Annotated in this window: 14 protein-coding genes; 8 read left to right on the forward strand and 6 right to left on the reverse strand. The window is 37.0% G+C overall.

What is annotated here, in order from left to right; genetic code table 11:
* Positions 1-41: 41 nt before the first annotated feature.
* Together ACFSFW_RS06870 and ACFSFW_RS06875 are read right to left on the reverse strand one after the other, a co-directional pair.
* Positions 42-1,115, reverse strand: a complete 1,074-nt coding sequence (locus tag ACFSFW_RS06870; protein ID WP_388036466.1) for an NAD(P)H-dependent flavin oxidoreductase — start codon at positions 1,113-1,115, stop codon at positions 42-44.
* Between the two features lie 51 nt (positions 1,116-1,166).
* Positions 1,167-1,937, reverse strand: a complete 771-nt coding sequence (locus ACFSFW_RS06875; protein WP_304212550.1) for a class I SAM-dependent methyltransferase — start codon at positions 1,935-1,937, stop codon at positions 1,167-1,169.
* Positions 1,938-2,107: 170 nt separating this feature from the next.
* Between ACFSFW_RS06875 and ACFSFW_RS06880 the strand changes: the two genes are divergently transcribed.
* Positions 2,108-3,025, forward strand: a complete 918-nt coding sequence (locus ACFSFW_RS06880; protein WP_388036470.1) for a ParA family protein — start codon at positions 2,108-2,110, stop codon at positions 3,023-3,025.
* A gap of 17 nt (positions 3,026-3,042) precedes the next feature.
* The gene (locus ACFSFW_RS06885) at positions 3,043-3,534 is read left to right on the forward strand and encodes a hypothetical protein (RefSeq protein WP_388036473.1); all 492 of its coding nucleotides are present in this window, start codon (positions 3,043-3,045) and stop codon (positions 3,532-3,534) included.
* Between the two features lie 15 nt (positions 3,535-3,549).
* Here the strand turns inward: ACFSFW_RS06885 and ACFSFW_RS06890 are convergent, their stop codons facing one another.
* Positions 3,550-4,812 carry an ATP-binding protein gene (locus ACFSFW_RS06890; RefSeq protein ID WP_388036476.1) on the reverse strand — a complete coding sequence of 421 codons (1,263 nt, stop codon included), beginning with the start codon at positions 4,810-4,812 and terminating at the stop codon, positions 3,550-3,552.
* Positions 4,813-5,110: 298 nt separating this feature from the next.
* Here ACFSFW_RS06890 and ACFSFW_RS06895 point away from each other — a divergent pair, with 298 nt between their 5' ends.
* A complete protein-coding gene (locus ACFSFW_RS06895) occupies positions 5,111-5,776 on the forward strand; it encodes an oxidoreductase (protein ID WP_388036479.1) in 666 nt (221 codons plus the stop codon).
* A gap of 136 nt (positions 5,777-5,912) precedes the next feature.
* Positions 5,913-6,458 (forward strand): histidine phosphatase family protein, encoded by a 546-nt coding sequence (locus tag ACFSFW_RS06900; RefSeq protein ID WP_388036482.1) that lies wholly within the window; start codon positions 5,913-5,915, stop codon positions 6,456-6,458.
* Positions 6,459-6,540: 82 nt separating this feature from the next.
* Here ACFSFW_RS06900 and trhO read toward each other — a convergent pair whose 3' ends face one another.
* Entirely contained in the window at positions 6,541-7,446 is a 906-nt protein-coding gene (gene trhO / locus ACFSFW_RS06905; RefSeq protein WP_388036484.1) for an oxygen-dependent tRNA uridine(34) hydroxylase TrhO, read from the reverse strand.
* 109 nt (positions 7,447-7,555) lie between these two features.
* A complete protein-coding gene (locus ACFSFW_RS06910; RefSeq protein ID WP_388036487.1) occupies positions 7,556-8,788 on the reverse strand; it encodes a helix-turn-helix domain-containing protein in 1,233 nt (410 codons plus the stop codon).
* 257 nt (positions 8,789-9,045) lie between these two features.
* Here ACFSFW_RS06910 and ACFSFW_RS06915 point away from each other — a divergent pair, with 257 nt between their 5' ends.
* The 4 genes from ACFSFW_RS06915 (at position 9,046) to ACFSFW_RS06930 (ending at position 12,987) form a co-directional block, all read left to right on the forward strand.
* Positions 9,046-10,347, forward strand: a complete 1,302-nt coding sequence (locus ACFSFW_RS06915) for an MFS transporter (RefSeq protein WP_304212526.1) — start codon at positions 9,046-9,048, stop codon at positions 10,345-10,347.
* A 262-nt stretch (positions 10,348-10,609) separates the two neighbouring features.
* Entirely contained in the window at positions 10,610-11,326 is a 717-nt protein-coding gene (locus tag ACFSFW_RS06920) for a GTP pyrophosphokinase (protein ID WP_388036490.1), read from the forward strand.
* A 12-nt stretch (positions 11,327-11,338) separates the two neighbouring features.
* A complete protein-coding gene (locus ACFSFW_RS06925) occupies positions 11,339-11,944 on the forward strand; it encodes a TetR/AcrR family transcriptional regulator (RefSeq protein WP_304212520.1) in 606 nt (201 codons plus the stop codon).
* A gap of 119 nt (positions 11,945-12,063) precedes the next feature.
* Positions 12,064-12,987, forward strand: coding sequence for a DMT family transporter (locus ACFSFW_RS06930; protein ID WP_388036494.1), 924 nt, complete (start codon positions 12,064-12,066; stop codon positions 12,985-12,987).
* A gap of 213 nt (positions 12,988-13,200) precedes the next feature.
* Here the strand turns inward: ACFSFW_RS06930 and ACFSFW_RS06935 are convergent, their stop codons facing one another.
* A complete protein-coding gene (locus ACFSFW_RS06935) occupies positions 13,201-13,878 on the reverse strand; it encodes a hypothetical protein (RefSeq protein WP_388036497.1) in 678 nt (225 codons plus the stop codon).
* Positions 13,879-13,909 lie beyond the last annotated feature (31 nt).

Raw genomic sequence — 13,909 nt, forward strand, 5'->3', positions numbered from 1 at the left:
CCGTTGAACAAGCAAGCCAGTGTCTGAAGCCGAGGACAATACTAACATTTTATGTCCTCCACTTCGGAAATGATTGATTTTATTAAGTTTGCAACGCTTTGGTTCTTTGCTAATCTTGGACTTTGTCCAGACCAAAGCGACATGAAGTCCTTATTATTCTGTGAACTTGAGGCCTTCCGGATATCCTGGGTCAGTGAATTCTGAACAGGAAACTCAGGGAGGTCATTTTCGTGTTCCTTCATGTTTTCAATAAAGGGATTGACGAGTCCTCGTGCCCATTTACCAGAAAATGAACGGGTTACGACCGTTTCGTCATCAGAAGCATTTAGAATGGCATCTTTATGTACAGGATGTGCCCCACTTTCCATACAGGTCAAAAAAGCTGTCCCCATTTGAACCGCCTGTGCGCCTAAGCAAATAGAGGCCATTAAACCTCTGCTATCCATGATTCCACCAGCGGCAATAACAGGTATCTTAACACTGTCGGCCACCTGTGGTATAAGTGACATTAAGCCGATTAAGCCCTCGTGCCCGTTATTCATAAATCCTCCACGATGTCCGCCTGCTTCACTACCTTGAACAACAACTAGATCCATTCCTGATTCTTCGACTACAATGGCTTCTTTAACAGATGTTGCCGTTCCCATTAACACCATTTGATGTTGTTTTAATTCGGCAATCAGAGCTTTAGAAGGAAGGCCAAATGTAAAAGAACAAATCGGAACTTTTTCATCAATGATCACTTTGATTTGCTCATTGAATTTTTTTAATGCATCCGTAAATGAAGGGATTTCAACATGTTCTTTTGGTGGTACGTTCAATTTTTCACGAATCGGGTTGAGTAATTGATTTGCTGATTTCACTTCATTCTCTTTCGCATGAAATTGCGTTGGAACAAATAGATTAACGCCAAAAGAATGGGAGGATAGCTTTCTATTTTCCTTAATTTGTTCCTTTAGTTGCAAGGGCGTCATATAGCCGGCACCTATCATTCCTAAGCCTCCAGCATTTGAGACAGCCGCAACTAATTCTGAAGTTGTAATTCCACCAGCCATCGGAGCTTGGATAATCGGGTGTTCAATCTTTAACAGTTCAGTAACTTTATTTTTAAACAAAACGATGACCTCCTAAATGAAAAGAAAGTGGAGGAATTCCCCACTTTTATCCTATAGTTTTGTAGCTTTTAAAACAACGGCTTCCCCTTGGAAGGAGATGATCGTATTATTTTCTATTTGAATACGAAACTTCTGTTTGACCTTATCGGAAGAGTTTAGCATATAGTCGTTCAGTTCGGCCTTTTCGGTGTCTGACACATGCATGCGGTTACACCAGCTTTCAAAATCAAATGGCTTGTCAAAACGATAGAGTTCTTGGATTTCAAAACCTTCATCTTCTAGCATTTGAAGCCATTCTGACTTTTTCCAGGCACGGAAATGACTGTAGTCTCTTCTTTTTTCGACGGTATTATAAAATTCATCAAATTCCTTGTTTTCAGGAACAACATTATCATCTAACAAGAACTGCCCACCTGTTTTTAACACACGTGATACTTCGCTTACGAAACTTGTAATGTTAGGAAAATGGTGAGGAGCGATCCGGCAAGATACAATATCGAATGTTTCATCTGAAAATGGTAGTTTTTCAGCATCGCCTTCAACAAATTCAACGTTTTCATGGCCATTCCCTTTAATAAATTTCTCTGCAGCAGCTAACATTTCTGGTGTTAGATCCAATGCTGTAACCTTTCCTACAAGAGGAGCAAGGGCATTAGCAGTATGTCCGCCACCAGTAGCAACATCAAGGGCTAGCTCTGTTCCTGTGGCACCGGCCAATGCGACCAATGTTTGTAAATCTCCACCTTTTCGGTGACCTTCACTCGTTACATAAGAGGCAGCACTGCGCCCAAATTGTTTTTTTACATCTGATTTAATGTCCATTTTTTTCTCCTCCATTGCGATTGTTACTTTTATCATATAGTAATATTTGGTATAAGAAAATTATAAATATTTTATAAATTAATATAAGAAAAGGTTATGATAATGCAAAATAAGCATATTTTCCTCATTCGCTAATACATTAAAATGAATACTTCTTAGGGGGTCAACAATTGGCTGAAGGAAAAAAGGTTTTTGTTGGAAATTACAAAGGGGGAGTAGGCAAGACTACGAGTATTTATCAGATTGCACTTCACCTAGTAGAAGCAAAAAAGAAAGTGCTATTAATTGATTTAGACCCACAATGCTCACTGAGTGAAATTTGTCTTACTAGAATTGATCGAAACCTTGAACAGCTTAAGAACGATGAAAGCCTTAACTTTGTCTATGATTTGTGGTTGAAATTTAAACCGTTTCCTAATTTGAGGTATTCCATTGATACGACAAATTTAATCAAACAAACCCCTGAACAAATTCACTTCATTCCATCTAATCTATTTTATACAAATGGTGGCCTCGATCAACTTGCTTCACGATTAAGAGATGATTTTGAAGACCTTGTTGTGCTCCAGCAATTTTTCCAGACGGCTCAGCTTGAAAGTAAGTATGATTATATATTATTTGACTGTCCACCAAGTAACAATGTGATTACCCAAGGCGCATTTCTCCTATCAGATTATTATTTAATTCCGTCGATTATTCAAACAATGAGTATTCGCGGGGTAAGCCATTATATCAAAATAGTTGAAAGAATTTACAAGACCCATTGTGTAGACCATCAAAAAGCGATGGTAGCAAAGTTATTATTTGGGGAGAAACCTAAATTAATAGGGATATTTGAAACGCTGAAAAAGACAAATGTTAACAATGATCATGTGATAAATGATTTAAAAAGGGAATTAATAGAAGCAGATATTGATTCAATACTCTCAGAATTTGAAAAGGGAAATTACTTTTTCAAAACGGTAATTAAACATTATGAAGCAATCGCACGCGATACTGCAGAAGGAAAGAAACGTTCCGAATATGCAGCGTTGACAGATGAAATATTATATTGTATCGAACCAAATATCTTTAACAGTCTTGTATAAGTGGAGGAACGAAATAGATGACTACCATTACCTATCAAAAGGTTGCAGATCATTTGGGAAAATTAAAAACAATCTATGAAACACTTCAATTACCAAAAAAGGAAATAAAGGAAATTGAGAAAGTAATTGAGATTTTTCATCGTTTCGGTGATGTCACGCTTGAGGATGAAATCGTAAAAGCTAACACAGAAAAACGCTCTAGCAAGAAAATCAAGCCATCGTTTTCTGAAATGATTGACTCATTATTTCAAGAAAAGTACGGTGATTTGGTGGGAACAAAATTGAATTATACTGAGTTTCGGACACCGGTAGAGATTGTCGCATTTATTGATAATACCTCTAAAACGAAAGTTATGAAGGATACGACTGCATTAGATTTAAAGCTTCTATACTGTCTGCTTACCGAACAAAAACAAGAAGTGAAAGGAACAAAACAGGAAGTTTACGAGGCGATAAAACGCGATATTAGGGCAAAAAAAAGAGGAAAAGCTTTTTTAGAATTTGCATAAGATATCCCCACGTTTTCAGGCGTGGGGTTCATTTGTGGAAAGGACAGATGGAAATTGAAACGTGAATTCAGTTCCTTCGCCAACAGTACTTGATACTTTGATTGTACCTTTCATTGCTTTTACAATACTATAAACGACCATCATTCCAAGACCTGTTCCTTTTGGCCCTTTAGTAGAGTAATAAGGTTCACCAAGTCGCTCAATTTGTTCTTTAGTCATACCCATTCCTGTGTCACGTATGATAATGCTTACATTGAATCGGTCATAACTGGTTTCAACATATAATCTTCCACCACCGGGCATTGCCTCAATCGCATTTTTCATGACGTTGATAAAGCATTGATGGAACTTTTGTCGGTCGCCTTCCATCGAGCCTATCAAAGAAAAATTCGTAATGACTTCTACCGAGTGCTGGTTTGCTGTAGGCTTTAAAATAGATATCACTTGTTGCAATTCGCGTTTGATTTGGAGGGGTTCAACCGTATCTAATGCTGGTTTTGAAAAAGATAGATATTCTTGAATAACATGTTCAGCAGAAGCCAACTCTTCTTTTATAATCGTCAAATATTCTTTTTGCTTATGTCTTGGTAGAGTATTAGACATCAACAATTGTACAAATCCCATTGCTGCCGTTAAAGGATTTCGGATTTCATGAGAAATCGCCGCTCCCATTTGTTCGACTGCGTGGAGCTTCTCGGATTTTACAATAGTTTGTCGCAATTGGATATTATTACGAAAAAACTCAGTTAAGTAAGATAAAATGCCTAAACCAATCGCTGGAATGACAATATAGGCAAACCAAGCATCGAAAGTATTAACATTTGGTTTTGAAATTTGAAGTGCAGCCGCTGTAAGGACGGATACAACAAAGGTCAAAAGCACGGATATGCACACACGCTTATTGGAACTCTGTTTCCAAAACAACGGGTATAGCTTCCACAAACAAAAAGCCAATGGAAGATAAAGGGCAATTGTCGCGTAAAAACCAAAATTAATGCCGTAGAACCCTCTTATAATAATAACTGTCAGACACAGGATCGGACCAATTCCAAGATATAGCCCTCCTATTAATACAGGAATAAGACGAAGATCAAAATGGTAAGAAGGGGTAGGTTGATATGATACGATAAAGCAAGTCAAAATAAGCGCAACCAACCCTATGTACGCTTCCCACTTTGAAAGTGTAAGATTTCGTTTTCGTTCAAACCAAATTAAACCTATAAATGAAAGAATGATTAATAATGCAAGGTTAAACAAAATGTGCTTAGTAATTTCCATGGTTCACCTTCAAGTAATAAAAATTTACAATATAGTAAATAGTTAGATAATAGTATTGATTCTATTATAATACAGATGAAACTACTTTTGTGTCTAATTGAGTGAAAATTTTGGTAAAATTAGATGAAAAAGAATGAAACATGGTACTTGTTTCCTAATTTTACCATTATCATCTCTATAAAACTATACTTTTTTCGTAAGAAAGTCCTACAACAGATTAGTAACATGCCAAACGAAATAAAAATGGGTATACTTGAAGGGAAATGAGCGTTTCTTTATGCGAAAGGAAGTTGGCAAAGTGAAAGAGAAGACGGCACTTATTGCTGGGGCTACTGGTTTAATTGGGAATGAACTACTACATAAATTGCTAGAGACATCTGAATATAAACAGGTGTATGTTCTAGTTCGAAATCCACTTAAGATGAATCATCCAAAATTAAAAGAAGTAATCGTCGATTTCGATCGTCTTAATGAATATAAACAATATTTCGCAGTGAATGATGTGTTTGTATGTTTAGGCACTACCATTAAAAAGGCGAAGACCCAAGAAGCTATGTACAAAGTAGATGTAGATTATCCAGTTGAAATTGGTCGGATTGCAAAAGAGGCTGGCGCAAAACATTATTTAGTGGTTAGTTCAATGAATGCAGACCGTAATGCGAAACTTTTTTATCCCAGAATGAAGGGAGAGCTTGAAGAGAAGGTTCGTCAACTTAACTTTGAACACCTTTCTATTTTTCGTCCGTCACTTCTACTTGGAAACAGAGGCGAATTTCGTCTTGGAGAGGAAATGGCGGCTGTCTTGTTTAAAGGCTTAAAGTTTATCTTTACTGGTCCCCTTCAAAAATATAGGGCAATCGAAGGAAAAACAGTAGCAAAAGCGATGTCCAAAGTGGCTCAGGAAAAAGAACAAGGGAAAGTGGTTTATGCTTCGGAAGAGATAGAAAAAATAGCAAAATGGTGATGAAAAATGTCTGAAAAACAACCGGTAAAAGGTCTTATTATACCGGTTGTTTTTTTATTGGTTAATGACCGATGTTGAATAGCTTAGCATACATTAGCAATAAACCAAAAAATGACTTAGAAGGGGGAAGGGTGGTTTGAAGAGATCCTTACTTGATTCCCTTAGAAAAGGTGGATTTATCTTTTATGCGAGGCATGGGGAAGCAACTGTTGGAATGGATTTACCCAATTTAAATTTTCAAAACTGTTTAACTCAAAAAGGTCTCTCTGAAAGAGGACGAAGACAAGCTATTTACTATGGCGAAATTCTCAGATACCTCCGAATACCGTTTAATTACCCAGTTGAAACAAGTCCTTTTTGTAGGACGATTGAAACTGGACAGTTAGCATTTGGAAGTGGAAATGTTCAAGTTAATCCATTTTGGTTTGATGTATATCGGTTGAGTGGAAATGTACCAAGTGGAGACAAACAAAGAATACTGAATAGTCTTCAGTCAGTTTTAGAATCAAAGCCAGCAGGGGGAAGAAATAATATGATCATTGCCCACAGTTTCCCCGAAGGAATTGGTTTAGGTGAAATATCAAATATGGGGACAGTCATTGTAAAACCTAAAGGGAGAGGAAACGGTTATGAAGTAATTGGTCGATTTTCTTTATTTGATTTAAGTAAATTAGGGAGTTAGCTTCTACTCAAAATGTAATATCAAAATAAGACTTAAAAAACGCTCGGAGTTTTTTGAACTCAAAGCGTTTTTTTAGCTATATTTACACCAATTGATGTTCCTTCACATAGCGATTATGTGGGTGGTCTTTACATTCTTGGCTACAAGATCTGTAGTGTTCATGTTCACAGTCCTCACATAACAGGAGATGCTTGTTGCACTCTGGATTTCCGCATTTTACGTAACGTTCTTCTGGTTTCCCACAGTGATGACATTTTCCAACCACTGTTTCCTCGCCAGTTCGATTGACTGGTACAGAAATGCGTTCATCAAACACATAGCATTTTCCGTCCCAAAGCGCACCTTTTACCTCTGGATCATATCCGTACGTAATAATGCCACCTTCAAGCTGAGAAACATCCTTGAAGCCTTCATTTACAAGGAATCCAGAGAATTTTTCACAACGAATTCCTCCTGTACAATAGGTTAAAATTTTCTTATCCTTATGTTCGCTTAAATTTTCTTCGACCCATTTTGGCAACTCCCGAAAGGTTTCGATATCTGGTCGAATGGCCCCTCTAAAGTGACCAAGATCGTACTCATACGTATTACGCGCATCAAGAATGATGACATCGTCTTGTTTCAACGTTTCAAGGAATTCCTTTGGTGAAAGATGCTTACCAGTTATTTCATTAGGATTTAAGTCTTCATCCAGACTTAAATTCACAATCTCTGGTTTCACCTTTATTTTGAGCTTTTTAAAAGCATGTCCTTCGCTTTTCTCCATTTTGAAAACCATATCCGAAAAGCGGACATCGCTTCGCATAAACTCCATGTATTTTTCCGTTTGCTCCACCGTACCTGACACAATACCATTGATACCCTCTGTCGCAACAAGAATTCTGCCTTTCAAACCAAGGGAAGAACAAAATTCAAAATGTTGGTCTCTAAAAGCCTGCGGGTCATCAATTTCGATGTATTTGTAATAAAGTAAAACTTGATAATCCAATTTATTCACCTGTTTCTATTCATGCTTTGCATTTTCCTCTATGTATAATATCAAAAATTCGGGTTTAAATAAAAGTACTTTTTATTTCCTGAGGGTAAAGTTGTTACCCTCAGAAACGAGCCCTTGTTTCTTTTATTTGTTCATACGTTTTCAAACTATATTCTTTATAAGGTGAATCAGGTAGGTGGTCAAACAACTCTACCGCTTTCTTTGCTGCAGATATGGCTTCATCAAGCTTGCCGAGCTCGACACAGCAGAGTGCTTTGTAGGTTTCTTTTAAATAAAATTGTGAGAGGTCAAAAGGGTGACGATGGTATTCAGGGATCTTAACCTGATCAAAATATTCAATCGCCTCTTCGTAATGCCCAAGTCCACGTAAGGCTTTTCCTTTTTCGAGATAAAACCACTCATTGAACTGATGATTAAATTCCGGATCTGTGACATAGTTATCAATGATTTCAAGGGCTGTTTTGTAATCATGCTTAACCGTATTAAGCGATTCAATATAAAAAAGCTGCGATGTCATCTTCGACATTTTATCATCAGAAAACTCAGCATACTGCTTTAACTTGGTCAAATAGTATTCATGTAAGTCGTGATCTTCAGCCATCATGGCATATGCGGCAGCAAGCCTGTATAAATCATCAATTAAATAAAAGATCTTATTCTTTTGTGAAAAGGTAATCGCTTCATCCATCACACGCTTGGCCGATTTAATATCGCCAACTGCAAAGTAAAGGATTGCTTCTTGATAATCAAGGTCTAATCGAGAAACGGGATCAATAAAAACATGATTCTTTTCAATTTCCTTCCGTTCTTGTAGGATGGTCGCTAGTGCTTCATCATAGTTATAATCCAAGAAATGAACAAGCCCTCGAAAAACGCCAATGCTTGTTCTTTTTTGGGTCACATTCATTTGGTCATATAAGTTTGCAGCCTGCTCAAGTGGCTGTTTCCAATCCCCATGCTTCTCCCAATACAGACTATATCCGTACAATTCCAGTAATCTTGCCGCTACATATCCCTGATTAAGTTGAGGAACAACCGGCTCAATAAGGGGAATCAGTTTTTTGTATTTATCCTGATTCTGGCTAGAATCCAGAATGAAAACTTTTTCCGCTTGATCCAAAATGTCTTGTAGCTCATCGAAATTGACTTCGTTTAAAAGCTGTGACAAATCAACTTCTAGTCTCTCTGCAATATAGGTTAAGCTCTCCATGGATGGATTTGCTTTATTATTTTCAATTAGGCTGAGCATGCCTTTTGTCAGTTTTGTACCTGCAAGTTCTTCTAATGTTAATTTCTTCTGTTTACGTAATTTACGTATGCGTTCACCTAGCATGAGAAATAGGCACTCTCCCTATTTTTATTTATTATTGTCTAGTTCCAGGCACCATCGGCTCTCTGGTCTAAGCCAATCGCTTCTGAAGGTAAAATGCACCTTCTGTCAGCGCTTGTCTTATGCTTGTCGCCGATAAGCGGGTGCCTTGCACTTTTCTGGTTTGTTTAATTATATTAAACTTTTTGTTGAAAAGAAAGTAATATGATGATATGATTTGTTTAATCAAATTAAACTTTTCCAAAATTGGAGGAATTAGCATGACTGAACAACAAAAGCTTAAAAGGGCATCTTATCATTTGTTTACGTTCACAATTAGTAAAATCATTTCCTCATTCGGCGCACAAGTATACGCATTTGCAATCAGCTTTTATATACTTCAACTAACAGGATCAGCAACAAGCTTTGCGACAAATCTAATCTGTAATCTTTTACCGAGGGCACTTGTAGCACCGCTAGCAGGATATGCAGCAGACAAATATTCTCGGAAAAAAATCGTAATTATTTCACAGCTCGTTACGACATTAGCCATTATCGGACTGCTTTTTGTTAGCATGACCTATGGTTTATCGCTGATTGCGATTTACACAACAACCGTCGTATTATCAATTGCAACCTCATTTACTGGTGTAACCTTTACATCTTCGATTACCGGTTTGGTGGATGAAAATCGTATCCAAAGAGCAATGTCACTGAACCAGATTTCAATGTCTTTTGCAGCCATTGGTAGCCCGGCGGTGGGTGGACTGTTATATGGTACAGTATCGATGGAATTATTCTTAGGAATGTATATCGTAGCTTCTATCATTGCGGTTTTACTAGAATCCACAATGAATTTCAATCTGTTCTCAAACCGCAAGGCGAAAGAAGAATCGGAACAGAAGGAGACAATGTGGGAAAGCATTAAAGCAGGTATTACCTATTTAAAAACAAAACAGGTACTAATGACGATGATCTGGATTTCATTAATAATCAACTTCCTTTTCGGTGCTTTTGAGGTCGGATACTCATTTATCCTAATTGAAAAATTAAAGCTGGAATCACAACATTTTGGCTTTACACAAGGGGCCTTTGCGATAGGGATGCTGTTATTCTCGATTTACTTCTCGATTCGAAAAGAAGTGAAATTTCCATTCCTTGTTTCAAAGCGTGGAATCGTAGGATTAGGGGTCATTATGGGGGCTATGGCTGTTCCATTACTGATTTCCTTATCGTATTGGTCAGTGTTTGTGTATTATTTTGTAGCGATGTTTACGTTCGGTTCGATGATTATTGTTGTAAATACACCGATTCAAGTCATGATGCAAAAAATGATTGATGATGACTTCAAAGGGCGCGTATTCTCGATTTTAGAATCAATGGCTGTTGCCTTAATGCCACTTGGAATGATTATATTTGGTTACTTATACGATGTATTGCCTGGCCAATATATTCTCATCACATCAGCTGTTATTTTAATCGGAGTGATCCTTGTTCTAGCAAGACCAAGTGTTGTGAGAAAAGCTCACCCGGAATTGAATGCACAGAAGCCTGTTGTGGAAAAAACAAGTACCGCTTTGTAACGGTTTAGGCCTTTCTCTTAAATGAGGAAGGCTTTTTCTATGGATGTGAACATAGTGTGACATTGTGTCATAATTAATTGACTTGTGACATGGTGTCATCTACAATGAAATTGTGAGGTGACATGATGTCATGATAAAGTCAGAACCTAAAAATGAATTGAACCATATGAAACTACGAGAGCTTGCAAAAAAACTGCAATCACTTGGTGTCAAAGCTTCGATCATTAAGAGACCAATAGCTTCACATTAAAGGAGACGAATTATGTCTATAGGAATTAGAATGAATCAGTTTAAAGATATGAAAGTAGAACTGATACGATTTATGATGTCATACAAGTTTGCGCTTGAAGAAATGATGACCAAAATCAATATTTTAAAACAGGAGTTTAAATATATACATGATTACAACCCAATTGAGCATGTATCATCTCGACTGAAATCACCAGAAAGTATATTGAATAAAATCCAACGCAAGGGATATGACTATAGTTTTGAGTCCATCACAGAAAATATCCGTGACATTGCGGGGATTCGGATCACATGCGCCTACATTTCCGATATTTATAAAATCAGTGAAATGCTACAAAAGCAAAAGGACGTTACCTTAATCGAGTGCAAGGATTACATTGAAAATCCAAAACCAAATGGATATCAAAGTCTACATTTAATTGTGCAGATTCCAATTTTTATGTCAGACCGTGAAGAGCATATTTTTGTTGAAATCCAAATCCGAACCATCGCCATGGATTTCTGGGCAAGCTTGGAGCACAAAATTTACTATAAATACAATAAAGAAATCCCTCAGCATATGAAGGATGAATTAAAGGAAGCAGCTGTAACAGCAGCGCAATTAGATAAAAAAATGGAAAAACTTCAACGAGAAATGAACAAACTAAAGGAATCAACGAAAACGGAAGAGCTTTATAATTTGGATGATAAAATCCTTCTTCCTTATGACTTTTTATCCTTCGACAAATAGGGAGAGGTGAAAATGCCCAAGATTACTTTCTTTAATTTACCCGACGACAAAAAACGGACACTGCTCGAAGCGGCAAAGCAGGAATTTTCAAGTGTTCCGTTATTCGACGCTTCAATCTCCAATATTATAAAATCCGCTGGAATTCCACGCGGTAGTTTTTATCAATATTTTGAGGATAAAGAAGATGTCTTTTTCTTTTTATTAAGTGAATACGCGAAAGAAAAGAAAGTTGCGTTTCTATCCATGTTAGAAAAGCATGATGGTGATTTGTTTCAAACGATGGTTGACTTTTTCGAATTGTTCTTAGAGGAAGATGAAGAAGAATTCACCTTTTTAAAAAATGCATTGCTTAACATGACCCATAAGATTGAGCGTACGTTTGACAGAATAACGGGCGAGGTCGAAATGAACGAAAACTTTATGAAGCTAAGTTCTCGAATTAATAAAAGTAAATTGAATGTTTCGAATGATGAGGAATTGTTTCATGCGATGCAAATCATTACATCTGTGATGCTGCGCAATTTAATCCATGCCTTTGCCTATGATTTATCATCAGAATCCGCATTAAGAAGCTTTACAATCGAAATGAACCTTTTGAAAAAAGGACTTGTCCGGTAGAAGATACGATTTGTGTTTTCTCACCGGGCTTTTATTTTTCGAGCCATTTTTTAGCAGATATGGAGTATAATAGAGTGCATGAATGAACAGATGGTTCACATCAGAATGGATGGGTGATTGTGCGAAAACTTTATTTATACGGCATTCTGTTATTTGTCATGGTTGCGTGGGGGCTAAATATTGTAGCAATCAAAATACTGGTTGATAATTTTCCACCTGTATCCATTACCGGTCTACGAATCTTGGCAGCTGGCCTTGTGATTTTTGTCTTTTTATATGTGAAAAAAGATCTCCAAAAAATGAATCTCCACGAGTTTGGGTATGTTTCACTTAGTGCTTTGACTGGAATTCTTGGCCACCAAGCATTACTTTCTGTCGGCTTAACGGGCACGAGTGCCACAAATGGTGCATCCATTCTAGCCTTAATACCGCTCGTAACCAATATTTTGGCGGTCCTTTTTCTAAAAGCAAAAATGACAATTTTAAAAATCAGTGGTGTGTTTTTAGGAATCACCGGTATTTACTTTATCTTAATCCTGGGTGGAGGGTCATTTACGAAGCTTGCCCTCGGGGATTTTTATGTGTTTTTATCCGTCATTGCGCAGGCGGTAAGTTTTATTTTTATTCGAAAAGCCTCTTATACATTAAATGCAAAAACGATTACCTGTTACGCTTTATTAATGGGGGCGGGCTTCTTAATCATGTTAAGCTTCGCGTTGGAAGGGCAGTCTATCACTACAACTGGAGCCGTTCCAGCCTATGTGTGGGTCGTATTTGCTGCATCTGCGATTATTTCAACGGGTATCGGAAACCTGTGTTATAATTTCGCGATCTCCAAAATTGGACCAGGCGAAACGGCCATTTTCTTAAACCTTGCACCATTCTTTTCACTGATCGGATCGGTGTTGTTTTTAAATGAAGTATTCAAATTGATTCAGTTAGTTGGCTTCGTTTTAATCGTGTGTGGCGTGTTATTAGGAACTGGTATTTTCGAACGGAAACCTAGGATCGATAAGCAGGTTGAGGTTTCGGTGTCGAAATAGATAGGATGGTCAGCTCTTTTTGTGGGAGCTGGCCCTTTTTTATGTAAAATTAAGAGATTAATGGAAGCCGAAATAGAATAGACAAGGAACTATAAGAATTAATGATTGGAAATAATGTATCGTTACTACTTGCATAAATAGTTGAGTAGTAACACCAAAGGTAGAAGGTATATAGAAGGGACACGAATGTCCCTTGTCTACATTTTTCACTATTTAATTACTGTCTATTAGATTATTGAAATTGTATTGTAAAGAAGCTGGATTGTTTTCATTGTCAGTTCTTGAAGTTTGGGAGAATTGGCTAAAATTAGGAGGAAACGAAGTCTTAAAAGGAAATCTTGCGGCATCAAAATGCGAGGTTATTGTATTAGCAAAGGATATTAATTGGCCATTAATATTAGTGAAGACTACAACAGTCACGCGATTTCCAGCCCTTAATCTATATATACTAGACACAGATACTATAGTTCGAAACGTACCTCCTAATGCATCTGCAGCAATTGTTTCATTTTTGATTCCATCATCAACCTGTAAATACATTTCAAGTCTATAAGGTGTTACAAAATCAAAAGGCAGAAAAAGAACACTGGCATTAATTTGATAAACACCATCTTGTCTAGGAATAAAAGTTGAAATCCCATTATATTCATTGCCTAAATCGAAGTCTTCATCTGTGAAAGTGACTAATAAGGGGGTATTCGCATTAATTGGTTGCACATCAATTTTATTTGCTCTAAATGCAGATTGAATTTCTTCCTCTTTCTTTCTACAATCATCACATTTTACGTTTATATTAACAATGTTTCCTACACTTGAAGTTTTCCCCTTATCATCATGTTTTTGATGACTTTTAGAGTGGAATCCACTACAACAGAAATCTGAACAAGACATAAATTCACCACCTCTTTCAAACTATTTTTTT

Source organism: Ferdinandcohnia salidurans, assembly GCF_042680725.1.
GTDB lineage: Bacteria > Bacillota > Bacilli > Bacillales > Bacillaceae_L > Ferdinandcohnia > Ferdinandcohnia salidurans.

Excerpts from the sequence above, each read along its gene's own strand:
- ACFSFW_RS06910 (WP_388036487.1), bottom strand. The coding sequence starts at position 8,788 with ATGCTAGGTGAACGCATACGTAAATTACGTAAACAGAAGAAATTAACA.
- ACFSFW_RS06925 (WP_304212520.1), top strand. The coding sequence starts at position 11,339 with ATGCCCAAGATTACTTTCTTTAATTTACCCGACGACAAAAAACGGACA.
- ACFSFW_RS06875 (WP_304212550.1), bottom strand. The coding sequence starts at position 1,937 with ATGGACATTAAATCAGATGTAAAAAAACAATTTGGGCGCAGTGCTGCC.
- ACFSFW_RS06935 (WP_388036497.1), bottom strand. The coding sequence starts at position 13,878 with ATGTCTTGTTCAGATTTCTGTTGTAGTGGATTCCACTCTAAAAGTCAT.
- ACFSFW_RS06915 (WP_304212526.1), top strand. The coding sequence starts at position 9,046 with ATGACTGAACAACAAAAGCTTAAAAGGGCATCTTATCATTTGTTTACG.
- ACFSFW_RS06885 (WP_388036473.1), top strand. The coding sequence starts at position 3,043 with ATGACTACCATTACCTATCAAAAGGTTGCAGATCATTTGGGAAAATTA.
- ACFSFW_RS06920 (WP_388036490.1), top strand. The coding sequence starts at position 10,610 with ATGTCTATAGGAATTAGAATGAATCAGTTTAAAGATATGAAAGTAGAA.
- ACFSFW_RS06890 (WP_388036476.1), bottom strand. The coding sequence starts at position 4,812 with ATGGAAATTACTAAGCACATTTTGTTTAACCTTGCATTATTAATCATT.